Below are 21,805 nucleotides of genomic sequence, written 5' to 3'. Positions count from 1 at the left end.
GGGGGAAGTTTCTGAACGGCGCAGGTTTTTCTCATGCTGTCTCAGACCGTCGAGGTAAGCAGGTCATGCGATGCCCCCCTCGCATATCTTGGCCGTTGGCCTGGCGGCCCGTTAGGGTCAATCGCCTGTCAGTGCAATGTGCCTGCGGTGATGAGCAACTTATTGAAAGGAGAACATCACCGACTAGGACGTGATGATCACACAGGTCTTACAGGGGATCAGTGAGCAACACTGTGATGGCGGCCATCCTTCAAACTTGCTGAAAATGGCTGAAGCAAAAGAGGGGTCGAACCTCTCCTGCCTCGAAGCATCACTGCCTCACTTTACAAAACCCTCGAGCACGACCTTGCCTCTGGTCTTGCCGCTCTCAATGGCGGAATGGGCTCGGCGGAGATTGGCCGCGTTGATGGGAGACAAGACCTCGGTCACGGTCGTACGGATCTTGCCCTCGTCAATCAGACGAGACAGGTCGTTCAGCAACTTGCCCTGCTCTGCCATGTCGGCGGTCTCGAAGATCGACCGGGTGAACATCAATTCCCAATGGACGGATACAGATTTCCGCTTGAAGCCGAGTACATCGAGGCTATCGGGGTCATCGATCAGTCCGAACCTGCCCTGCGGCGCGATGAGTTCGACGATTTCCTTCAGATGCGGTTGTGTTTCCGTTGTCGAGAAGACAAAGGCTGGCGCACCGATACCGAGCGCCGCCACCTGTTCTGCAATGGGCTTGGAATGGTCGATCACGTGATGAGCACCGAGCGTCTTTACCCAATCTTGCGTTTCCGGCCGCGATGCCGTGGCAATGACGGTGACATCCGTCAGGGCTCGTGCAAGCTGGATGGCAATGGAGCCAACTCCACCTGCACCGCCAATGATGACGATGGCATTTGCTGCACCCGGAACGCGCTTGCGAATATCCAGCCGGTCGAACAGCATTTCCCAGGCGGTGATAGCCGTCAAAGGCAGAGCCGCAGCCTGGGCGTTGGACAAAGTGGTTGGCTTCTTGCCGACAATCCGTTCGTCAACGAGGTGAAACTCGCTGTTGGCACCGGGACGGATAAGAGAGCCTGCATAAAACACCTCGTCGCCAATATTGAAATCTTTCGCTGCGGGGCCAGCTTCCACAACAGTGCCGACGGCATCCCAGCCAAGCACCTTCCACTGTCCAGCTTCCGGACTGGCACCCTTACGAACCTTGGTATCTACCGGATTGACCGAAATGGCCTTCACCTCGACGAGAAGGTCCCGACCCACTGGAACCGGCCGGGGAAGTTCGATGTCCTGCAGTGCGTCTTCGCGTTCGATTGCGCCTGGCGCCTTGTAACCAATGGCTTTCATGTTCTGCTCCTTTGATGATCGACTGCCTTGGCAATTGATATGTAGCTAAGATGCGCTATTATCATAATGAAGCAATACGCACAAAAAACACACGTAGTATCAAAAAGGATACTGTTATGGCCAAAGCCCGCCATTCGCGCTTCGATTGTTCTCCCGGCTGTTCGGTAGAGGCAGCCATTGGCCTCATTGACGGAAAATGGAAATCGGTCGTGCTCTTTCACCTGATGTCAGGAACATTGCGGTTCAACGAGCTGCGGAAGCATATCGTCGACGTCACGCCGCGGATGCTGACCAACCAGTTGCGAGAACTCGAGGACGATGGGCTGATCACACGCAAGGTCTATGCCCAGGTTCCGCCCAAGGTGGAATACAGCCTTTCCGAGCTTGGACGCAGCATGGAGCCAATCCTGCTGGCCCTTAAGATTTGGGGTGATGTCAATATTGGACTGTACGGCAAGCCACGTGGCCTTGATCCGCAGGAGTAAGCTGCAGATACGCGCACCGAACGGAAAGTTGCGCAAGCATCCTGATACATCGTCCATAATCCCGACGTGCGAAACTGGCGTTTAAATGTCCTTCCAGACGCCCCGAGATGCGACGCAGCGTTCAGCGACCGCGGCAAAAGAGATCAAGGTCATCATCACTGCGTCTGCTTCATATGGCAGCAACGGTGGTAAGCTGGCAGATAGAGTGTCGGTTTCAAAGTCCCTGGGAGGATGAACGGACTGAGACGACGTGAAGTTTACCAATAGCTTAGATTTTGGGCGGCCGATGCGGACAGTCCAAATGTATTTAGACAGCTATCACTCTGTACTTCACTTAGAACCAGCTCGATTTATTTAGAACTCATAAAGGCTAATGGCATGGTTTGACGTGCTGGCCGAAATTATTGCTTCAGAATCATTGTGCATTAAGCTTTTTCGATATTTCTAAATTTCAATATAAATCGAGCGAGCGATTGTGATGACCCTATACCCGATTCCACACGATGACGAAAAACGGATTGAGGTGCTGGATAGTTTCGCGCTGATGGATACCGCGCCCGAGCGTGAATACGACCATATTATACAGATGGCGTCACGGATTTTCGATGTCCAAACTGTTTTGATCTCGTTGGTCCATCGTGACCGGCAATTCTTCAAAGCTCGTATTGGTCTGGATGTGTGCCAGACGGGACGAGATGTTTCATTCTGCACCTATGCAATCATGGAATCCGGCGTCTTTGTTATCCCCGACGCGTCCAAAGATGAGCGCTTCCGATCAAATGCGTTGGTTACGGGGTATCCGAACATTCGATTCTACGCTGGTGCACCACTCACCACGTCTGAGGGGCATGCGCTTGGGAGCTTATGCTTGATTGATCCGAAACCGAGAGAGACATTCTCGGATCGTGACCAGCGAGTACTTCAGGATCTGGCAGCTATGGTCCTTGAACGAATGGAATTGCGACGGTTAGAACGGGAGAGCGAGACTAGCCGTAACAAATTCATCAACATTACATCCACATCTCCAGACGCCATCATCTGCGCAAATGGCAAAAACCAGATCACGTCATGGAATGCGGCCGCAGAAGAGATTTTTGGCTATTCTAGAGAAGAAGCGCTGGGTAAACCTCTCGACATTATCATGCCCGACGCTATGCGGGCCAGACATGGCGCGGGTCTCGCCAGAGTGGCTTCCGGCGGTCCGCCTCATATCATAGGAACTTCAGTCAATTTGACGGGAAAGCGTCGTGACGGCTCCGACGTTCCAATAGAGCTGTCCCTCTCGCATTGGAGCGAGGCGGGAGAAACGCAGTTCGGCGCTATCATTCGCGATATAACGAGCCGTTTGGAAGCTGTTAAGAAGCTAAAACATGCTGCCGAATACGACGATCTTACCGGCCTTGCAAACAGGGCGAGTTTGAAGTTGCGTCTCCGACAGGCTTGCGAAAGCAATCAGCCATTGGCGCTCCTCCTTCTTGATCTGGACGGTTTCAAGGATGTAAATGACACGCTGGGACACTCTGCGGGGGATTTTGTACTCAAGATTGTCGCACGCCGTCTCCGAGAAAGCGTGCCTGCGCACCACATGGTGGCCCGCCTGGGCGGGGACGAATTTGTCGTTGTGATGTCTGAAACGGTGGATCCCCTCAAAACCAGTGAGCTTGCCTCGGCGCTCATCGCTGCTATCGAAGAACCTATAGAGTTCGACAACGAGCCCATTCACATCGGGGCCAGTATCGGCATCTCCCTCAAATCGGGCCCTGAAGATGACAGTGAGCAGATGCTTGGGAACGCAGATTTGGCCCTTTATCAGGCAAAGGCAGACGGTCGCCACCTCGTCCGCATATTCACCCCTGAGCTTCGCCAAACGGCTTTGAAAAAAGGATCTCTGAGTTCCTCGATCCGTCAAGCCTGGGAAAATCAGGAGTTTGAGCTCTATTACCAGCCTCAGATCAAACTGAGCGATGGAAGCCTTTCCGGTGCAGAAGCACTGATAAGGTGGAACCATCCGCAGCTCGGCGTCGTCTCGCCTGCTGCTTTTTTGCCCGTACTGGAAACAAGCCTTCTTGCTGTCCCGGTGGGCGAATGGATATTGCGAACAGCCTGCGCGCAGGCCGCGCAATGGCGCAAAGCTGGTTGCGAGAATTTCAGAATTGGAGTCAATCTGTTTGCAGCACAATTCCGGACACGGGATTTTGCCAAATCGGTCGAAGCAGCGCTTTCCGACAGCAATTTACCGGCAACTTCGCTCGAGTTAGAGATTACAGAGAACATTATTCTGCGTAATGAACAACGGATTATGGAGCCCCTTCATCACCTTCGCTCACTCGGTGTGGGCATTGCTTTTGATGACTTCGGAACCGGCTTCGCATCCCTGAGCCTTTTAAAAGATTATCCTGTCACTCGCCTGAAGATTGATCGTTCGTTTGTCAGCGGCAGCGAGCGCAATAAAAAAGACGAGGCGATCGTTGAAGCGGTCGCAAAACTTGCGGCGGGATTTGATCTCGAAGTTATTGCTGAAGGTATTGAGACCGTCGAGCAGGAACGTCTCATGCAGCACTACGCATGCGATGAGGGACAGGGCTATCTATACGGCCGCCCGATGAAGGCGAGCGACTTTAGACATCTTTATCTGACGACGGCTACGGACGAGATTGCGGTAGGAGTTTGAGCCCAAGCCCGTCAAAATACCTGATCTAGCTTTCAGCGCTCAAAAACTCAGCCTAGCGGAGACCGCAGCATTTGATAGGATCAGAACCGCCGAGCCGGTGGTTGAATGCTTAAAGCTATCTCTCACCTGCGGTCGGTTCTTGATCGTAAAAATGCAGATGTTGATGTCCAGCAACGAACTTCAATGCCGCGAGGTTTCTCTATTTTCCCTCCTACAGCACAATCGCAAACCGCGCCCTTATCTCAACAATTCCTTCGGTGTCAGAGATCGGCACCTGTCAACACAGGAAATCCGCCTTCAGCGATCAACACGCCGGTCAGACCAAATTAAGCGACCGCAAACCTTTGTCTGAGCGGCTAGGCTCCATAGTTTTCAAAGATACTTGCAGGTTCTGGTTCCACTGCTGCCGCTCTTGATGAATTGCCTTTCAGCTCTTGCAGAAAGCCAAGAGACGATTTCGTCACCTTGCTGATGAGGTGCATCAGCGTCAGGCGTTCGGATTCATCCAGTGCCTCCAGCATCCGCCGGTTGCGGTCGCGTGAGCGTATCATCAGGCTATTGACCAGATCGCGGCCGGATGGCGTCAGCGATAACAAATTGATGCGTTTGTCATAGGTATCTGTCTTGCGGATAATTAACTTGCGGCGCTCAAGGCTGGCAATCAATCGACTGGTCTGGCTTTTCTGGATCCCGGCACGTTGGGCAAGCAAGTTCATCGGAGCGCTTCCAAGAAAGTCCAGAATGGCCAATGCCCTCCATTCCTGGCTCGTCAGCCCAGCGTCTTCCAACATATATAACATCGTGGCCTGCGAAGATACTGACGCAAGACGTTGAAGATTATAGGAAAACAGATAGCGCACATCGGACGTGTCGTCGCCAATACCGTCAAGCGGGGCTGTGGGTTGGGGGGCATACATATGGTTTTTGCTCGCGCTTATAGGTGGATGCAGAGAAACTGAATAAATCCAAATGTTTCCCAACTCTTTCACAATGTCAACCATTTGGTTGTAGAGACGGCCCACGTGGTTCAATCGTCAAAGTTGTGGCACCCCTCCCTTTGGAGTTGGATTGAACGTACCGACCAGCGTTCGGCAGACACGTCCGAAGCTTTTTCTCGTTAATGTCTCAAACGCCCTCTGCACGCTCCGTGCAGCCATGCCTAACAATTTGGTCTTCCTTGCCTAACAATTAATTAGTTGCTCAAAGCAATTAATTAGTTCCATTTGCAACATTCGAAACGGAACAGGGGGGAGACCTGAGATGCAGAGTTATTTGAGGATCGTGTTGGCATCGGCCTTGTGCCTTGCTGGAGCAACATCGGTATCGGCACGCGATCTTGTGTTTGCGCGAACCACTGAACACGCGGCCATTGACCCGCTCTTCAATGCGGCCGGGCCAGAAGCATCCACGACGCCCAATATGTTTGAGTCTCTTGTGACCTATGACAAGGACTTCCAGATCCAGCCATTGCTGGCAACATCCTGGCGCATCGTCGATCCGACAACCTGGGAGTTCGACCTGCGAGAGGGCGTGACGTTCCACGACGGCAGTCCGTTCACCGCTGAGGACATCATTTTTTCGTTTAAGCGAGCCGAGGCAACCACGACTTCGACAGCCAATTTTGCCCGCAATCTCAAAGAGGTGAAGTTGGTCGAGGCGATCGGCCCACACAAGATCCGGGTGCAGACAAACGAACCCTCCCCCTTGCTGATTGATCAGCTCGGCGAAGTGCCGATCATATCGCATATTGCAGGGGCAGGCATGAACACGGAGGACTACAATACCGGCAAGGCGGCCATCGGCACCGGCCAGTATAAGTTCGTACGTTGGCTGCGCGGCGACCGGCTGATGCTGACGGCCAACGAGAACTACTGGGGTGAAAAGCCGAGGTTCGACAATGTCACATACCGGTTCATCTCGAACAATCCGGCGCGTATCGCAGCGTTGTTATCAGGCGAAGTCGACATTATCGAAAATGTGCCCCCGACCGATCTTGATACCATTCGAGCACGCGGCAATCTCAACATAAGCCAGGGCCTGACCACGCGCCTCACCCATCTTCAACTGGATACGGCGCGCGACGTTTCACCCTGGGTGACCGACCATAACGGCAAGCCGATGACGGTCAATCCGCTGAAAGACCCGCGGGTGCGCCAGGCACTTTCGCTGATGATCGATCGCAATCTTCTTGTGAAACGGATTGCCAACGGCTTGGGCGCACCAGCAGGCCAGGTCGTGCCGCCTGGCCTCGGCGGCTACAATCCCGATCTGACACCCGATCCATACGATCCAGCGCGTGCCAAGCAATTGCTGATCGAGGCGGGGTATCCCCAAGGATTTGGATTGACGATCCATTCCACCAACGACCGTTTCCCTGAAGATTCCGCATCGCTTCAAGCCATCGCGCAGTTCTTTTCGCGTGGGGGCGTGAAGATCAACTCGGTCGACTCGGTACCATTTAGTGTGATCCTGCAAATGCAAAGGGACCGCCAGCTGAGCCTCTTCCAATATGCGTATAACGGCTGCTGCCCGAATGCGTCAGCTTTTCTGCGCAACATGATGGCGACGAACAACCCCGAAGCCGGTTTAGGCGCATCGAACAGAACCATGTTCAGCAATCCGCAATTTGATGAGTTGTTCATCTCCGGCTTGCAGGAAATGGATGAGACCAAGCGAAACGCCAAACTCGCGGAAGCGACAGCGCTTGTGATGAAAGAGGGACGTGGTCACCTGATCCCTCTTTACTGGCAGTCCCACGCGTGGGCGAGCAAGTCGGACCTGACCTATGACGCTAATCTCATGGATCGCAGCCTGATCCGTTTCGTCAACATAGTGAAATAGACGAACACCGTTCGAGCCTTCCCTACGCACGGGGCGCACCAGACGTCCGTCGCCCCTTCGGCCACTTAAAAGGAAATCGAGATGTCGCTGAGTTGGTTCATCCAGCGTCTGAGCCAGGCATTGCTTGTCGTGCTTGTGATGACAATTATTGTTTTCGTCGGCCTGCATCTAATCGGAAACCCAGTGGACATTCTGATCAGCCCACTGGCCGATCAGCAGGACCGCGAGCGTCAGCTTATCCAACTGGGGCTGGATCAGCCACTTTGGAAACAGTATCTCGACTTCCTGGGTGGGGCGTTGCACGGCGACATGGGCCGCAGCTTCGTTTACAACGCGCCCGCCCTACAGATCATTCTGGAACGCGCACCGGCAACATTCGAACTGGCTTTCGGTGCCGTCTTTTTATCGATCATCATCGGAATTCCCCTAGGCCTTTACGCAGGGTTCTATCCCGACACCATCTCGGGTCGCGTGATCATGTCTGGAAGTGTGCTGGGTTTTTCTCTCCCGTCCTTCTGGGTCGGCGTCATGCTGATCATGGTATTTTCGGTCAGTCTGGGTTGGCTACCGTCATCGGGACGTGGCGAGACCGTTAATGTGTTGGGCATCGAGTGGAGCTTTCTGACCCTCAATGGCCTGGCGCACATGGCACTACCAACGCTCAATTTGGCCATCGGCAACATAGCCCTTGTCTTGCGATTGACCCGATCGGGTGTGCGCGAAAACATCTCGATGGACTACGTCAAGTTTGCCCGCGCAAAAGGCTTGGCACCCCGCAGGATCGTGTTTGTTCATATCCTTCGCAATTTGCTGATCCCGATTGTCACCGTCACCGGACTGGATTTCGGGCGTCTGATCGCCTTTGCCATTATCACCGAGAGCATCTTCGCCTGGCCCGGCATGGGCAAGCTGATCATCGATAGTATCACGGTGCTCGATCGCCCGGTCATCGTGTCCTACCTCGTGATGATCGTCATCCTCTTCGTCATCATCAATCTGATCGTGGACGTTCTTTATACGATCCTTGATCCCCGGATCCGCGTGGAGAACCGCAATGACTGACACTCCCTTAGCGCAGAGCGAGCCGCACTCAATCGGCGCAGAACCTGGGCGACTTTCGATGTTCATGCGTGACTTCCTATCAAACCCGGTTGCTGCCGTGGGTGCCGCGGTCTTTCTGACCATCGTGTTTCTGGCCATCGCCGCCCCCTTGGTTTCCCCTCAGAACCCCTATGATCTGATGACGATCAACTTCTTCGACTCTCGCTTGCCGCCGGGCACCGTTTCCCCCGACGGCATGACCTACCTGCTGGGCACGGACGAGCAGGGTCGAGACATGCTCTCAGCCATCATCTATGGCCTGCGTATTTCCCTGTTGGTTGGGGTGGGCTCCGCCATCATCGCCGGCATCATAGGCAGCACCATCGGGTTGATTGCTGCCTATGCAGGCGGGCGTGTCGATGCATTCCTGATGCGGCTGGTTGATCTGCAATTGTCGTTTCCGTCCATCCTCATAGCCCTGATGTTGCTCAGTGTGCTTGGCAAAGGCATCTTCAATGTCACACTAGCCTTGGTTCTGGTGGAATGGACCATCTATGCGCGCGTTGCCCGAAGCGCTGCGCTTGTCGAAAAAAAGAAAGAATACATGGAAGCCGCCGCCTGCCTCGGCATCCCGAAGTGGCGGCAAGTCATGCAGCACCTTTTGCCGAACTGTATGCCACCGCTGATCGTCATCTGTACCATCCAGATCGCCGGTGCGATCGGCCTAGAGGCCACCCTTTCGTTCCTTGGTCTCGGTGTACCCTTGACCGAACCATCCCTGGGTCTCCTGATTTCGAACGGCTACAGCTCCATGCTGTCAGGGGCTTACTGGATCAGTTTCTTTCCCGGCATTGCCCTCCTGGTCACGATTGTCTCGATCAATCTCGTCGGTGACCATCTCCGCGATGTCCTTAACCCGCAGAACCAAAAATGACTGATATCACACTCTCCGTCCGCGATCTTGAGACGCGGTTCATCACTCGTGCCGGTACGCTGGTTCCTGTTAACAAGATCTCTTTCGATATCCGCCGCGGCGAAATCATGGGGCTGGTCGGTGAAAGCGGCTCCGGCAAAACTGTCACTGGCTTCTCGATCATGGGTCTGGTTGATCCACCCGGCCGCATCACCGGCGGCGAAATCCTGTTTCAGGGGCGCAACCTGATCGGCCTTTCTGAGCCAGAGATGCGACATCTGCGCGGCAACCGCATCGCGATGATTTTCCAGGATCCGATGATGACGCTGAACCCCATTCTGCGGATCTCCGAGCAGATGATCGAAACTGTCCTTGCGCATGAAAAGGTGTCGCGAAAGGAAGCTTGGGAACGGTCGCGCGATGCGCTTGGCAGCGTTGGCATTCCCAGCCCCGCTGAGCGTATATCGGCCTATCCCCATGAGTTTTCCGGGGGGATGCGGCAGCGTGTGGCGATAGCTATCGCTATGCTGCACCGGCCTGACCTGATTATCGCAGACGAACCCACGACCGCTTTGGATGTGACCATCCAGGGCCAGATCCTTTCTGAAGTGCAACGTCTGGGACAGACCTACGGCACCTCGATCATTTGGATCACGCATGATCTGTCGGTGGTTTCGGAACTCGCGGATACCGTTGCGGTCATGTATGCCGGAAAGATCATCGAGAGCGGGCCCGTAGATAAGGTGCTTGGTGCGCCGCGCCATCCCTATACGCACGGCTTGATCGGCAGCGTGCCTGGCGCGCATGTCACCGGGCGACATCTGGCACAGATTCCCGGCATGACGCCAAATCTCTTGAATCTTCCCGAAGGCTGCGCCTTTCGGGAGAGGTGTGAACGCGCTGACGAGCTCTGTCGCACGACACCGCCTTTGACCCATATGGCTCCGGCTAGAAGCGTCCGCTGCCTGCATCCGATCGAGGCTGACACATGACCCAAGCGCCTATCGTTATTGAAGCGAAAAACCTGAGCAAGACCTTCGGCGGCCACCAGTCGCTGCTTTTAAAGACCGGTCGCCGCCTTGGTATCCCACTGAAGCAGCCTTCCGTTGTTCATGCAGTGGATGGCGTCAACCTGCAGATCCGGCGAGGCGAAGTGCTTGGACTTGTTGGCGAAAGCGGATGCGGAAAGTCGACGCTGGGCCGGATGCTCGCCGGTATCACGCCGCCCTCAAGCGGTGAAATTCACCTCAACGGTGAAAACCCTTACGCTCTTTCGGCGAAAAAGGCACGCAGTGCGCTTTTACGGGTGCAGATGATTTTTCAGAACCCCTATGCCAGCCTCAATCCGCGCCACCGCGTTGCGCAGATTATCGGTCAGGCACCGCATCTGCATGGTCTCGTCCGCCGGTCGGAGCTGGAAGATTATGTTGATCTTCAGATGAAGCGCTGCGGCCTCGATACCGCTTTCAAACGTCGCTTTCCCCACCAGTTCAGCGGTGGCCAGCGCCAACGCGTCGGCATCGCCCGTGCTCTGGCCGTCAACCCGGAGGTGGTCATTTGCGACGAAGCCGTAGCAGCGCTTGATGTCTCCATTCAGGCCCAGATCATCAATCTGTTCGTGGATCTCCAGTCGGAACTGGGTCTGACCTATCTGTTTATCAGCCATGACCTCGGCGTCGTGCGCCATCTGTCTGATCGGGTGGCGATCATGTATCTCGGCCGCATTGTTGAGCAGGGAACGAAAACCGACATCTTTGAGCGGGCCAATCATCCCTATACACAGGCCTTGCTGTCGCAAATCCCGCGCATGGATCGCCGCTCGACCAAATTCCCTTCCATCAAGGGCGAGATACCGTCACCGCTGGCACCGCCCCCAGGCTGCCATTTCCATCCTCGCTGCGTTCACGCCATGGATATTTGCCGCCGCAGCGTGCCGCCACTGCGCGAGATTGCACCGGGCCATCTGGGTGCCTGTCACCTCAACGATATCCCCAATGCGCCGTCGCAGCAGCCACTTAACAAACGGACCGTTTAAAATGACCTCTGAGCCTCAATCGAAATTCTTCAACTCCAACGGCGTTCGTATCCACTATCTTGAGGCGGGGGAAGGCGTGCCGGTGCTGATGATGCATGGCTTTTCAGGCACCGCCGAGCGACAGTTCGGGACGCCGGGCGTGATCCGTGCTCTGGCTGCGAATTATCGTGTGTTGGCGATTGATGGACGGGGCCATGGGCAAAGCGACAAACCCTACGACCCCGCCGTTTATGGTCCGGAAATGGGCCAGGATTTGCTGCGGTTGCAGGACCATATCGGTGTCACGCGCAGCCATATGGTCGGTTATTCCCTTGGGGCTATGGTGCTGGCCAATCTCGTTTGCCACCGGCCAGAGCGTTTCCTGTCCTGCGTTCTCGGCGGCGCCACCGGACGCTTCAACTGGAGCGAGGCAAAGCAAAGGCAGTTGGAGCTGGAGGCGTCCGAACTGGCTGACGGATCGCAACGATCCCAGATTTTGCGCCTTTGGCCAGAAGGCCGTGATCTTCCCGACGAAGACTATATCGCTGAACGTTCAAGGCTATCGCTTGCTGGCCAGGATGTTCGTGCGCTGGCCGCATCCCGGCTGGGCGGCGGGCGTCTGGTTGTCCGGCCCGAGCAGATGAAGTCCGTGCAGGTGCCGGTTTTGGGCATCGTTGGTACTGACGATCCTTACACAGACGATTTCCATGAGCTGGAGCAGATCATGCCGAAACTTGAGGTCAAACGGATCGAAGGCGCTGACCATTCCAATACGACAGCAAGACGGGAGTTTTCGACCGAATTGCTCCGTTTTTTCGAAACCATCAATCGAGATATGTCGATTGCTTAAGGCCTTGAAATATCTTCGGCAGATTGACAGCCAATCATCATAGTTCGATCTTCCCCAAGACAAATAAGCCGACGCGTCCCCCAAATCCAAGACAATGAATATCTGTAAGACCTACTGGTTTCGTTGTGCAAGAATGCCGATTTGCGCAAATGCGCGGATCGGCTTGGAACCTGGACAAGTGAGGCTGACGTCTCGCCCGATTTTTATCCAATTTTGAGTTTTCTTAAGCGGTTTTGGGTTGCTGTATTCGGGGCGGTAGCGGCGGGCTGCGGTGCGGAGCCAATTTGGCTTCGCAGCATCTCATCTCATCTCGTGACCGTGCCCGCCTCGTGCTCCTTCAAATTGCCGATGATCTGTTTGTCTGTAAAACGGTTGCTCTTCGTTCCCTGGTCCTCTCAATGGGCCAGACTTTACTCAAAATGGATTATTTCAAGGGGGCAACGTCATTGCCCGTTAATGAGCCATTGGCGCAGGGCTCATTATTTTAGAAATATTCCCGCTCATTCCAACTGGATGACAATCGACCACGAATGGTGGCAACGCTGCCCTGCCCGCTATGCTAAAGACAGTCTATTCAACTTCTCTAAATCCATGGTGCTGAGAATGACTGATCAAGATTCCAACAAAACCAAACGCCCTCCAGCCAAGAATGACTTCGATACACTGAAGCTGATCGCAACCGGCCTTGAGGAAAAGCGGGTAAGCGGAGACAGAGAGAAAACCAAACTTCTCAAAGCGGCAAGACTGAAGAAAATCGAAGATGAATAGACGGCTGCCCGTTTACAGCCCAAAAAGCCGAGCTTCACGGTTTGATAATGTTCACCTGGCTCGTCTCGAAACCTTTCGCTAGCTCATCCGGGATGTCAGATTCAGTGATCACCGACGAAATTGCAGAAAGCGGCACAATTCTGTAGGCGGACGCTGCTCCCAACTTTTCCTTTGTCGCCATGATAACGGTTTCGCTCGATTTGCGGCAAATCCGCCGCTTCAGTGCGGCTTCTTCGTGATCCCCGGTGGTGGCGCCCGTATCTGGATGCAGACCGGTCACGCCCATGAAATACGCGTCAATACGAACGTTCTCGATTGCATCTAATGTAGTCGCACCCATCGCAACAACAGAATGCTTGAACAGTCTCCCGCCAATTATTTCAACTTGGACCAAAGGATGGTTCGCTAATTCCACTGCTATACTTGGGCTGTGTGTGACGACCGTGAGAGCGATTTGATGAGGCAGGTGCCGAGCCAACTGCACATTGGTCGTTCCGCCGTCAAGAAAGATAATCTGTCTGGCACTGATCAATTTGACCGCGGCCTTCGCTAACGACACGTTGGCCAAAATTCCCATTCGTTCTCGAGCTGAAAAATCCGCCGTCGCCGCTGATGCCGGGAGGGCTCCACCGTGCACCCGTTGCAGAAGTCCTTCGCTTGCAAGCTCTCGCAGGTCTCTTCGTATAGTGTCTTCAGAGAAGACCAATTCCTGGCTGAAATCCTTTGCAACTATCCGCCCGGTTTCCCGCAGAACTTTTTGAATAAGAGATCTTCGCTCTGTCGTCTGCATCTGTTCACCCGCGCGGAAGCTGAGGAAGAAACCGGCTTCCGTGTTCGCGACGTTCGGCAGGTTTTTGATGCGTTCATGAGCCCCGGCTCCGTGACCGAACGCTTGTTCTTCTTTGTGGGACAATATGATGGCTGTGACCGCGTATCGGAAGGTGGCGGAAATATCGATGAGGGCGAGGACATTTCGGTCCTCGAATTGACCATAGATGAGGCAATGAAAATGATCAAAGCTGGCGAGATCAGGGACGGAAAGACGATCATGCTTTTGCAGCACGCAGCCCTTGACCTTTTTAGCAGTGACCCAACGAACAAGGATGCACGATAATGCTTATTTTGATTGCTGGCCCTTATCGCTCAGGAACCGGGGACGATCCTGAAAAAATGGAACGCAACCTCAGGAAGCTTGAAGAGGCATCTTGGCCACTATTCGAAGCCGGGCACATTCCGATGATCGGAGAATGGGTCGCGTTACCGGTATGGCATGCAGCAGGTGGGGTAAAACTCGGAGATGAGCTTTATGATCAGATATTTTACCCCACGGCAGATTGCTTTTTGAAGCTCTGCGACGCAGTTCTCAGAATGCCCGGCGATTCAAATGGTGCGGATAATGACGTGAGACTGGCGCAAGCGCGTGGCATTCCCGTCTACTATCGTCTGGAGGACGTTCCTGGCCTGAGCGGCTGATGCAATTGCCCTGCCAGGCGGTGCATGACTTACACGCAGACAAGGCAGACTTTGCGCGAACTAGATGATGATTGGAGGCAGCGCGCATTTGAAAAATGCTCGCTTGCAGACGAAGACCTATTGAAGCATCGGAGACACCGCCTTTCAACAAAGTATGTGATCTTCAGAAAGCGTGACGATCGCCCCCCATGAAGGCAAGCGCTTAAGCAATGCTGTGACATCAGCCCGTCCAGGGCCTCCATGATGACGATATCAAACTCGCCTCTGCCTGCACACTCGATCAGCCCCCCCAACTGCGGGCTCTTCGCTCGGATTGTATCTCAAATACAACAGTACATTTTAATTTCGACACCACTCCAATAGACACCCCATTGCGGCTAGAGGTTGCAAATAAAACTGTTAGTGATTTTTTGCGTTGCATCAATATGTGCGACTCATGGTTTTTAATTTTGTCTTTATATTGGGTCAGTTCTGTGCAGCTAAGAAATTTAAAGCATACGGCTAATGGCATTTCAGCAGTCTTCGAATTCCGCAGCATTGCAAACTTGTTGCTGGGGTTTTTCTTTTCCTGCTTTTTCGCGGGACAGGCGGTTGCATTGTCTCAAGGATGTACGGCTGTAAATTCGATGTGGGGCAACGGCCTAACCGCGACAAATCAGGAGGCATCCGGAGATACCTACACTCTTTTTGTCGGCGAAAAATTGAGCTGGACAGCGACTTATGAAGGCAGTGGTACGATCAACAATAATGCGGCGGCATCAATTGCAGTGGATGGCAATTTTGTTTTAAATAAAAGCAATGAGAATGGAAACACGCCAATATCGTCAAGTATTGTCATTTTTGGATCTGCTAAACAGGCTGAAATCAACATCAACGCAACCGACGGCAACCCTTCAGACCATAATAAGGTTACACTGCAAGTTACCTGCACAGCGGCATCTTCGACTGCCACCTTGTCCTCGCTTTCCGTCTCCAGCGGCAGTTTATCGCCAAGCTTTTCCTCAAACATAACCGACTACACGACATCAGTAGCCAATAGTGTAAGCTCTATTACCGTCACACCAAGTGCGACCGATCCTAATTCAACCATCACGGTGAATGGAACGTCGGCAACATCCCCAGTTTCGCTGGCTGTTGGCAGCAAAACAATTACGGTTATTGTCACCCCGGAATATGGTGCCACGAAAACCTATACCATCACGGTCACGCGCGCGGCTCCTCAGCCGCCAGCCATCGCGTCCATCTCGCCCAACAGTGGCAGCAGCAGTGGCGGAACAGCTGTCACCATCACCGGCGCAGACCTTTCCAACGTCACAAGCGTAAAGTTTGGCACCACAGCTGCATCGAGCTTCGCCGTCATCAGCGCGACGTCGATCACTGCAACAACGCCCGCCCATACCGTAGGTGCAGTCGACGTTGTCGTCTCCGACGGCACAAATACCTCTACGCTATCAAATGCCTTTACCTATGAGCCTGCTTTGTCCTTCAGTCCTGCGGCGGGCACGCTCACTGCAACCAACGTGGGCGCGAACTACAGACAAACCATCACGACGTCAGGCGGCACATAACCTTATTCCTATGGCGTCAGTGGCACCTTGCCAGCAACCCTTAGTATCGACCCGCAAACAGGCATCATTGAAGGCACCCCGACCACTCAAGGAAGTTTCAGCTTCAGCGTCACTGTCACTGATGCAAACCAAGCCACAGCCTCTGCGGCCTATACCCTGAACGTGAAGCCTCAGGCCCCTATCGCCAATCCCGTAACTGCGCCCGTTGCTGCTAACAGCTCGTCCAATATCATCACGCTCAACATCATGGGTGGAACTGCCACAGGCGTTGCGGTTGCATCTCAGGCATCTCATGGCACTGCGACCGCTTCCGGCACCAGCATCACCTATACTCCCACAACGGGATACTCCGGCTCGGACAGCTTTACCTATACCGCCACAAACGACGGCGGCACCTCCACTCCGGCAACTGTATCCATCACGGTAACCGCGCCAGCCCCAACATTCACCTTTTCGCCAGCGGCGGGTACACTGACACCAGGCACTGTGGGAACGAGGTATACCCAAACCATCACTGCATCCGGTGGCTCAGGAACGTATACCTATGCCGTAACATCAGGCACACTGCCCACAGGTTTCACCGTCGATCCAACAACAGGTTTACTGAGCGGCACACCAACGACGGCTAGGAATTACAGCTTCACCATAGCGGCAACCGATGCAAACAATGTAACAAGCACGGTGACCTACAACCTCGCCATTGCAGCTGCAATTCCAGCCCCTATCGCCAATCCCGTAACGGCGCCCGTTGCTGCTAACAGCTCGTCCAATATCATCACACTCAACATCACGGGTGGAACTGCCACAGGCGTTGCGGTTGCATCTCAGGCATCGCACGGCACTGCGACCGCTTCCGGCACCAGCATCACCTACACTCCCACAACGGGATACTCCGGCTCGGACAGCTTTACCTATACCGCCACAAACACCGGCGGCACGTCCACTCCGGCAACCGTATCCATCACGGTAACCGCGCCAGCCCCAACATTCACCTTTTCACCAGCGGCAGGTGCTTTGCCAGACGCAATGGCGGGCGAAGAATACGAGCAGCAGATTAATGTATCGGGAGGCACATCCCCGCTGACCTTTAGCGTGCTGCCTGGCACCGGCACCCTGCCCAACGGACTGGTTATCAGCCAATCGGGGGAACTCTCGGGTACGCTGGCGGCCAATACGCAGAACGACTACACCTTTACGGTCAAAGTCATGGATACAAACGGTGCAGACGCAACGGCCACCTATACGCTGAAAGTGAAGCAACGCGCTGTTAGCGTTTCCGATCAAGTGGTCGACGTGCCAAGCGGCTCCGCGCCTCCTGACACCCGTTTGGACAAGCGCGCGACCGGGGGACCGTTCAACAGCGGACAGCTTGTTTCAGTTCAGCCGCCAAACAGGCACGGCCACACTGACAATGGGTGACTATGCACAGGTCGGACCTGTCGCGCCTGTTGGCTGGTATCTGAAGTTTACGCCAACAACGGGTTATTCCGGCTCTGTCGTCATCACCTTCAGCCTCACAAGCGGTCTCGGCAGCAGCACCGGTACGGTAACCTATAATCTCAGCTACGATCCAGCCCAGGTGGTGACGCAGATCGACGGTGAGGTAAGGGATTTTGTGAAGTCACGCCAAAGCATGATTTCATCGGCGATCAACGTTCCCGGCCTTCTGGAACGGAGAAACGCCGAGAGCGCCAAGGAACCAGTCACAACACGGATTTCGCCATCCTCCAACGGCATGACACTCGGCTTCTCGACCAGCCTTGCGCAATTGGAGGCAGCTCGAAACAATGCTGACAGCCCGTCAATCAATGAACCCGGGGAAATTGCTCCGTCGCCGTTCAACATTTGGCTCAATGGAACGCTGATGTTGCATAACCGCCCCGCAAACGACAACGAATGGGGAAGCTTCGCCATGCTTTCCGCCGGGGCTGATTATCTCATCACTGACAAGGCCCTCGTCGGCATGTCGTTCCACTTGGACAGAATGACCGACCCGACCGCTGACGGTTCAGAGCTTACGGGCAACGGCTGGCTGGCGGGTCCTTATACCTCGTTTGAGATTGGCAAGGGTGTGTTCTGGGATACCAGCCTGCTCTACGGCGGATCGGCCAACGATATCGACACCGAGTTCTGGGATGGTGAATTTGATAGCCGACGCTGGATGGCCGAAACCTCGATCAAGGGGCAATGGTATCTGGACAGCACAACGGTGCTCACGCCTAAGCTGCGGGCCGTCTACTTCTCTGAAGATATTGAAGATTATACGGTATCCAATGCCAACGGTGATGCGCTGACCCTCGGTGGCTTCACATCGGAACAATTCAGGGTCAGTTTTGGCGGAGAAATTGCCCGGGAATACACGCTGAGCAACGACACTAAACTGAAGCCAAAAATCGGGTTGACCGGCGGCTTCTCAGGCATCGATGGTTCCGGCGAGTTCGGCTCAGTCTCAACAGGTGTTTCTCTTGCGACCGCGAATGAGTGGGCCATCGACTTCAGCCTTCTGTTCAATATCGAAGGCGATGGCGATAAGTCTGGAGGCGCGCGCGGTCGGATCAGCAAGCGGTTCTGAAACCTGACGAGATGGTCCAGATTGCAGTCCGGCGACAGTGTAAGCGTTTCGAGTTCAGCCGGCCTTTGGGCCGGCTGATGATTTTGAGAACGTGCGTTACGCTTTCGTACTCAAGCCCGATCATAGCCGCGAACCGCGCCAGCCTAGCGCCAGGCTGAAGCAGCAGCTGGCAGAGTAGATGCTGGACGTTGCCGCTCTTCGTGAGCTTCTCGAAAAAAATGATAGGGACTGCCGCGAAGCGTGAAGCCGTGGCGCATCTGAAGCCCATGATGGGGCTTTCGGAATGGCGGGCCTGCCAGATCATATCTGCCGATGGAAAGACGATACGCTATCGGCCCTCTCGACCGCCGGAGGTCGAGTTGAGAGCGAAGTTGCGCAATCTGGCCAATGAGCGGCGACGGTTCGGCTACCCGCTTACGCCCCATGCTCCGAATCTTGACTTATGCGATCAATTTTGGAAAGAGCTAAAACACGGATGTTTAATCCGCAATGGAAAGCAACAACCAGAAGGCACAATAAAATGATGTCACTGCCTGCCATCATCGGCATTTCAATCGGCGCTGCCGGATTTGCAGCATTCAGCCGCAAGAACAAGCCGGGTAGCTTTCTGAAGCGGATGGTTTATTTTATTGCTGCCACCGCTGCTATGTTGCTGATCATGCTGGCTGTCAATTTCGGCATATATTACGCGAACCACGGCGCATGATTTCTTCTGGTTCGGCAGGCTTCTTTGACACAAAACGCTGAAGCGGTGCTTTTAGAAGCGTATTCTGCGGTATGGTTTTGGGATAATGGTGCGCGTACTCAGCAGAGGCATAGATGGCACCTTTTATTCACAAGATCCGCAGCGATGAAAAGCTTCCCCAGTCCGTCGATGCCGTCGTTATCGGTGGTGGAATTGTTGGTGCCAGTGCAGCATATTTTCTGGCGAAACGCGGCCTGTCTGTCGCGTTGATCGAAAAGGGTTATGTTGGCTGCGAGCAATCCAGCCGAAACTGGGGCTGGTGCCGCCGCCAGAACCGCGATGCGCGGGAAATGCCTATCGCTAATCTCTCCCTCAGGCTTTGGGACGAGATGACCCAGGACATAGGGCTTGATCTCGGCTTTCGTCGTTGCGGGCTGACCTATGTGACATCCGATCCAAAGCAACTGGCTGACTGGGAATCCTGGCGCAAGATTGGTCAGCAATTCGGCGTCAACACACGCATGCTGACGGGTGACGAGGCAACGTCGACGGTCGTATCGGCCAGCGGTCGCAAATGGGTTGGCGGTGTGCATGCTTTCGAAGACGGCAAGGCAGAACCATGGCTTGCGGCCCCGCAGATTGCGGAAGGCGCGCGTAAGCTGGGCGCGACCATTCATCAAAACTGCGCGGCGCGCGGTCTTGATGTGACCAATGGACAGGTTACCGGCGTCGTTACGGAACACGGCCTCATCCGCACCAATGCAGTTCTGTGCGCTGCGGGGGCCTGGGCGTCCACTTTCATGCGTAAATATGCCGTTTCGATGCCGCAGGCCAGCGTTCGTCAGACATCCATGAGGACAGGTCCGGCACCGGATCTCGGCGACGCTGTTTACACATCCGATTTTGCCATGACCCGCCGCATCGATGGCACCTACACGATTGCCATCAGCGGCAAGGCAACGCTCGAAATCACGCCACAGGGTATCCGTTACGCGCGTCCATTCATGCCGATGTTCATCAAACGCCTGAAGGCGGTTGAGATCGGCATCGGACGCTCGTTTTTCGAAGGCCCGGAAGCGCTGGGCAGTTGGAGCCTCGACAAGCCAACGCCGTTTGAGCGCATGCGCGTGCTGGATCCGGCCCCAAATGCAAAAACAATCGCTCTCATCATGAAGCGGGTGACAGCCATGTTTCCGACGATTGCCAGCGCGGGTATCGCCTCTTCATGGGCAGGCTACATTGACTCGACGCCGGATGCGGTGCCGGTCATATCGCCGGTTGGCAGCATCGATGGCGTCTATCTGGCGGCGGGTTGCTCCGGACATGGCTTCGGGGTCGGTCCGGGCATTGGTCACCTCGCGGCTGAACTGGTGGCGGGCGATCAACCAACTGTCGATCCCACGCCGTTCCGCCTGTCACGCTTCTCCGACAGCTCTAAGATCAATGTTGGCGATTTCTGAGCCATATCAGACAGGCTAAGAAGTGCCGGGCGCAGAAAAGGTGATCTGCGCCCAGGACCAGCCGTTATTCAATCGCGGCAAACCCACAATTTGCGTGTGGTCTCAATGACCTTCCAGACGCCGGTAAAGCCTGGGTGCATCACGAAACTGTCACCGGCGACGATACGGCGCGGCTCGCAGCCGTCTTCAATCAATTCCGATACGCCTGAGAGAATAACGCAGACCTCGAATGTCGTGCCCTTGATGGAGCGGTATGCGCCTGGCGTGACTTCCCAGATGCCGGAACGAACAACCCCATCCTCGGTTTGCGCAATGTCCCAAGTCAGGAACTGGGGATCGCCCTCCACAAGCCTGTCAGCGGCTGGCTGACCTTTTCGTGCTTCGGGAAGATTTTTCTCATCGAAAAAGGTGAGTTTGGACATGGTGTAGCCTTTCTGGTGATGATTAGCGAACGAAGGACAAGCGACGTTCAAGGAGCTTGATGGCCGTGAGGGCGATGACATTCATGGCGAGGTAGAGAACGGCGGTGAGGATGAAGATGTCCATGATGGCGAAGGTCTCGCTCATCAGGCGCTTGGAATATCCGGTGATTTCCAGAACGGTGATCGTGGAGGCAAGGCTGGATTCCTTGACGATGATGGCAGCCTCGCTGCTATAGGCTGGCAGAGCCTGACGCAGGGCCAACGGAAACTTCACCCTTCTGAACACAATCCAGGGGGACATGCCGCAGGCTTCGGCAGCCTCGATAAGGCCCTTGGGAAGTGACAGGAAACCGGTGCGGAAAATTTCAGCCGTATAGGCACCGGTGTTCAGCACCACAGCAAGAATGGCTGCGTGCAACCCATCGCCAATCATCCACCACAAAACGGGATTGTGACGGATGAAATCCACCTGCGCCAAGCCGTAATAGATGACGAAGATCTGCACCAGCATCGGCGTACCGCGAAAGACGGCGCAATAGGCATCGCAGATTTTTCGCAAGGCACGGTTCTTTGATCCGCGTCCCAGCCCCGTCAGGATGCCCAACGGAAAACCGAGGACAATGCCGAAGACGGCAATGAGCAGGGTCGTCTTGGCGCCGGTGAGGAGAAATGGAAGGGCATAGCTCAAGATATCAAGGTCCATA

20 protein-coding genes and 3 pseudogenes are annotated in these 21,805 nt (G+C 54.7%); 18 read left to right on the top strand and 5 right to left on the bottom strand.

Features of this window, described 5'->3' with window-relative positions; translation table 11 throughout:
- Window positions 1-318: 318 nt before the first annotated feature.
- Window positions 319-1,338, bottom strand: coding sequence for a zinc-binding alcohol dehydrogenase family protein (locus RQI55_RS13895; protein WP_311272871.1), 1,020 nt, complete (start codon window positions 1,336-1,338; stop codon window positions 319-321).
- Between the two features lie 116 nt (window positions 1,339-1,454).
- Here RQI55_RS13895 and RQI55_RS13890 point away from each other — a divergent pair, with 116 nt between their 5' ends.
- Together RQI55_RS13890 and RQI55_RS13885 are read left to right on the top strand one after the other, a co-directional pair.
- A complete protein-coding gene (locus RQI55_RS13890) occupies window positions 1,455-1,823 on the top strand; it encodes a helix-turn-helix domain-containing protein (RefSeq protein WP_311272870.1) in 369 nt (122 codons plus the stop codon).
- A gap of 478 nt (window positions 1,824-2,301) precedes the next feature.
- Window positions 2,302-4,494 (top strand): EAL domain-containing protein, encoded by a 2,193-nt coding sequence (locus RQI55_RS13885; RefSeq protein WP_311272869.1) that lies wholly within the window; start codon window positions 2,302-2,304, stop codon window positions 4,492-4,494.
- A gap of 356 nt (window positions 4,495-4,850) precedes the next feature.
- On the opposite strand, the gene RQI55_RS13880 is transcribed toward RQI55_RS13885, so the two are convergent.
- Window positions 4,851-5,516, bottom strand: a complete 666-nt coding sequence (locus tag RQI55_RS13880; protein ID WP_155398913.1) for a MarR family winged helix-turn-helix transcriptional regulator — start codon at window positions 5,514-5,516, stop codon at window positions 4,851-4,853.
- A gap of 238 nt (window positions 5,517-5,754) precedes the next feature.
- Here RQI55_RS13880 and RQI55_RS13875 point away from each other — a divergent pair, with 238 nt between their 5' ends.
- The 7 genes from RQI55_RS13875 to RQI55_RS13845 all read left to right on the top strand — a co-directional run bounded on the left by RQI55_RS13875 (window position 5,755) and on the right by RQI55_RS13845 (window position 12,921).
- Window positions 5,755-7,335: an ABC transporter substrate-binding protein gene (locus RQI55_RS13875; RefSeq protein WP_311272868.1), complete on the top strand. Its 1,581-nt coding sequence runs from the start codon at window positions 5,755-5,757 to the stop codon at window positions 7,333-7,335.
- A gap of 81 nt (window positions 7,336-7,416) precedes the next feature.
- Window positions 7,417-8,397 carry an ABC transporter permease gene (locus tag RQI55_RS13870; RefSeq protein ID WP_042618814.1) on the top strand — a complete coding sequence of 327 codons (981 nt, stop codon included), beginning with the start codon at window positions 7,417-7,419 and terminating at the stop codon, window positions 8,395-8,397.
- Entirely contained in the window at window positions 8,390-9,310 is a 921-nt protein-coding gene (locus RQI55_RS13865) for an ABC transporter permease (RefSeq protein WP_311272867.1), read from the top strand. The genes RQI55_RS13870 and RQI55_RS13865 overlap by 8 nt, the downstream gene beginning before the upstream one ends.
- Window positions 9,307-10,281 carry an ABC transporter ATP-binding protein gene (locus RQI55_RS13860; RefSeq protein WP_311272866.1) on the top strand — a complete coding sequence of 325 codons (975 nt, stop codon included), beginning with the start codon at window positions 9,307-9,309 and terminating at the stop codon, window positions 10,279-10,281. Before RQI55_RS13865 ends, RQI55_RS13860 begins: the two co-directional genes overlap by 4 nt.
- Window positions 10,278-11,324, top strand: a complete 1,047-nt coding sequence (locus tag RQI55_RS13855) for an ABC transporter ATP-binding protein (RefSeq protein WP_243257096.1) — start codon at window positions 10,278-10,280, stop codon at window positions 11,322-11,324. The genes RQI55_RS13860 and RQI55_RS13855 overlap by 4 nt, the downstream gene beginning before the upstream one ends.
- 1 nt (window position 11,325) lies before the next feature.
- On the top strand, window positions 11,326-12,153 hold the full coding sequence (locus RQI55_RS13850; protein ID WP_311272865.1) for an alpha/beta hydrolase: 828 nt from the start codon (window positions 11,326-11,328) through the stop codon (window positions 12,151-12,153).
- 141 nt (window positions 12,154-12,294) lie between these two features.
- Complete coding sequence (locus RQI55_RS13845) at window positions 12,295-12,921, top strand: hypothetical protein (protein ID WP_311272919.1); 627 nt, start codon at window positions 12,295-12,297, stop codon at window positions 12,919-12,921.
- A gap of 34 nt (window positions 12,922-12,955) precedes the next feature.
- Here RQI55_RS13845 and RQI55_RS13840 read toward each other — a convergent pair whose 3' ends face one another.
- Window positions 12,956-13,711, bottom strand: a complete 756-nt coding sequence (locus RQI55_RS13840) for a DeoR/GlpR family DNA-binding transcription regulator (RefSeq protein ID WP_311272864.1) — start codon at window positions 13,709-13,711, stop codon at window positions 12,956-12,958.
- Window positions 13,712-13,720: 9 nt separating this feature from the next.
- On the opposite strand from RQI55_RS13840, the pseudogene RQI55_RS13835 reads away from it, so the two are divergent.
- The 9 genes and pseudogenes from RQI55_RS13835 to RQI55_RS13795 all read left to right on the top strand — a co-directional run.
- Window positions 13,721-14,035 (top strand): annotated as a pseudogene (locus RQI55_RS13835) (GDP-mannose pyrophosphatase); the annotation flags it as partial.
- A complete protein-coding gene (locus RQI55_RS13830; RefSeq protein WP_192064544.1) occupies window positions 14,035-14,394 on the top strand; it encodes a DUF4406 domain-containing protein in 360 nt (119 codons plus the stop codon). The pseudogene RQI55_RS13835 and the gene RQI55_RS13830, both read left to right, overlap by 1 nt.
- A gap of 371 nt (window positions 14,395-14,765) precedes the next feature.
- The gene (locus tag RQI55_RS13825; RefSeq protein WP_311272863.1) at window positions 14,766-15,962 is read left to right on the top strand and encodes a cadherin-like beta sandwich domain-containing protein; all 1,197 of its coding nucleotides are present in this window, start codon (window positions 14,766-14,768) and stop codon (window positions 15,960-15,962) included.
- 15 nt (window positions 15,963-15,977) lie between these two features.
- Window positions 15,978-16,916: pseudogene (locus RQI55_RS13820) on the top strand (putative Ig domain-containing protein); the annotation flags it as partial.
- Between the two features lie 72 nt (window positions 16,917-16,988).
- Complete coding sequence (locus tag RQI55_RS13815; RefSeq protein WP_311272916.1) at window positions 16,989-17,381, top strand: Ig domain-containing protein; 393 nt, start codon at window positions 16,989-16,991, stop codon at window positions 17,379-17,381.
- Window positions 17,374-18,534, top strand: a complete 1,161-nt coding sequence (locus RQI55_RS13810) for an autotransporter outer membrane beta-barrel domain-containing protein (protein WP_311272862.1) — start codon at window positions 17,374-17,376, stop codon at window positions 18,532-18,534. The genes RQI55_RS13815 and RQI55_RS13810 overlap by 8 nt, the downstream gene beginning before the upstream one ends.
- 145 nt (window positions 18,535-18,679) lie before the next feature.
- Window positions 18,680-18,944: pseudogene (locus RQI55_RS13805) on the top strand (IS3 family transposase); the annotation flags it as partial.
- Between the two features lie 110 nt (window positions 18,945-19,054).
- The gene (locus RQI55_RS13800) at window positions 19,055-19,240 is read left to right on the top strand and encodes a hypothetical protein (protein WP_042618807.1); all 186 of its coding nucleotides are present in this window, start codon (window positions 19,055-19,057) and stop codon (window positions 19,238-19,240) included.
- Window positions 19,241-19,353: 113 nt separating this feature from the next.
- Window positions 19,354-20,679, top strand: a complete 1,326-nt coding sequence (locus RQI55_RS13795; protein WP_042618806.1) for an FAD-binding oxidoreductase — start codon at window positions 19,354-19,356, stop codon at window positions 20,677-20,679.
- Window positions 20,680-20,747: 68 nt separating this feature from the next.
- Here the strand turns inward: RQI55_RS13795 and RQI55_RS13790 are convergent, their stop codons facing one another.
- Both RQI55_RS13790 and RQI55_RS13785 read right to left on the bottom strand, forming a co-directional pair.
- Window positions 20,748-21,101, bottom strand: coding sequence for a cupin domain-containing protein (locus RQI55_RS13790; protein ID WP_311272861.1), 354 nt, complete (start codon window positions 21,099-21,101; stop codon window positions 20,748-20,750).
- Between the two features lie 22 nt (window positions 21,102-21,123).
- Entirely contained in the window at window positions 21,124-21,804 is a 681-nt protein-coding gene (locus tag RQI55_RS13785) for an ABC transporter permease (RefSeq protein ID WP_042618804.1), read from the bottom strand.
- Window position 21,805: the final 1 nt, after the last annotated feature.

Source organism: Rhizobium sp. WCS2018Hpa-16 (genome assembly GCF_031843705.1).
Lineage (GTDB): Bacteria > Pseudomonadota > Alphaproteobacteria > Rhizobiales > Rhizobiaceae > Agrobacterium > Agrobacterium tumefaciens_C.
This window is presented reverse-complemented; position numbering and strand designations above follow the sequence as displayed.

What these genes read in the sequence shown, in the direction of transcription:
- RQI55_RS13810 (WP_311272862.1), top strand. Translation starts at nt 17,374, where the DNA reads ATGGGTGACTATGCACAGGTCGGACCTGTCGCGCCTGTTGGCTGGTAT.
- RQI55_RS13790 (WP_311272861.1), bottom strand. Translation starts at nt 21,101, where the DNA reads ATGTCCAAACTCACCTTTTTCGATGAGAAAAATCTTCCCGAAGCACGA.
- RQI55_RS13785 (WP_042618804.1), bottom strand. Translation starts at nt 21,804, where the DNA reads ATGGACCTTGATATCTTGAGCTATGCCCTTCCATTTCTCCTCACCGGC.
- RQI55_RS13800 (WP_042618807.1), top strand. Translation starts at nt 19,055, where the DNA reads ATGATGTCACTGCCTGCCATCATCGGCATTTCAATCGGCGCTGCCGGA.
- RQI55_RS13865 (WP_311272867.1), top strand. Translation starts at nt 8,390, where the DNA reads ATGACTGACACTCCCTTAGCGCAGAGCGAGCCGCACTCAATCGGCGCA.
- RQI55_RS13815 (WP_311272916.1), top strand. Translation starts at nt 16,989, where the DNA reads ATGGCGGGCGAAGAATACGAGCAGCAGATTAATGTATCGGGAGGCACA.
- RQI55_RS13830 (WP_192064544.1), top strand. Translation starts at nt 14,035, where the DNA reads ATGCTTATTTTGATTGCTGGCCCTTATCGCTCAGGAACCGGGGACGAT.
- RQI55_RS13795 (WP_042618806.1), top strand. Translation starts at nt 19,354, where the DNA reads ATGGCACCTTTTATTCACAAGATCCGCAGCGATGAAAAGCTTCCCCAG.
- RQI55_RS13855 (WP_243257096.1), top strand. Translation starts at nt 10,278, where the DNA reads ATGACCCAAGCGCCTATCGTTATTGAAGCGAAAAACCTGAGCAAGACC.
- RQI55_RS13890 (WP_311272870.1), top strand. Translation starts at nt 1,455, where the DNA reads ATGGCCAAAGCCCGCCATTCGCGCTTCGATTGTTCTCCCGGCTGTTCG.
- RQI55_RS13885 (WP_311272869.1), top strand. Translation starts at nt 2,302, where the DNA reads ATGACCCTATACCCGATTCCACACGATGACGAAAAACGGATTGAGGTG.
- RQI55_RS13875 (WP_311272868.1), top strand. Translation starts at nt 5,755, where the DNA reads ATGCAGAGTTATTTGAGGATCGTGTTGGCATCGGCCTTGTGCCTTGCT.
- RQI55_RS13870 (WP_042618814.1), top strand. Translation starts at nt 7,417, where the DNA reads ATGTCGCTGAGTTGGTTCATCCAGCGTCTGAGCCAGGCATTGCTTGTC.
- RQI55_RS13840 (WP_311272864.1), bottom strand. Translation starts at nt 13,711, where the DNA reads ATGCAGACGACAGAGCGAAGATCTCTTATTCAAAAAGTTCTGCGGGAA.
- RQI55_RS13895 (WP_311272871.1), bottom strand. Translation starts at nt 1,338, where the DNA reads ATGAAAGCCATTGGTTACAAGGCGCCAGGCGCAATCGAACGCGAAGAC.
- RQI55_RS13860 (WP_311272866.1), top strand. Translation starts at nt 9,307, where the DNA reads ATGACTGATATCACACTCTCCGTCCGCGATCTTGAGACGCGGTTCATC.
- RQI55_RS13850 (WP_311272865.1), top strand. Translation starts at nt 11,326, where the DNA reads ATGACCTCTGAGCCTCAATCGAAATTCTTCAACTCCAACGGCGTTCGT.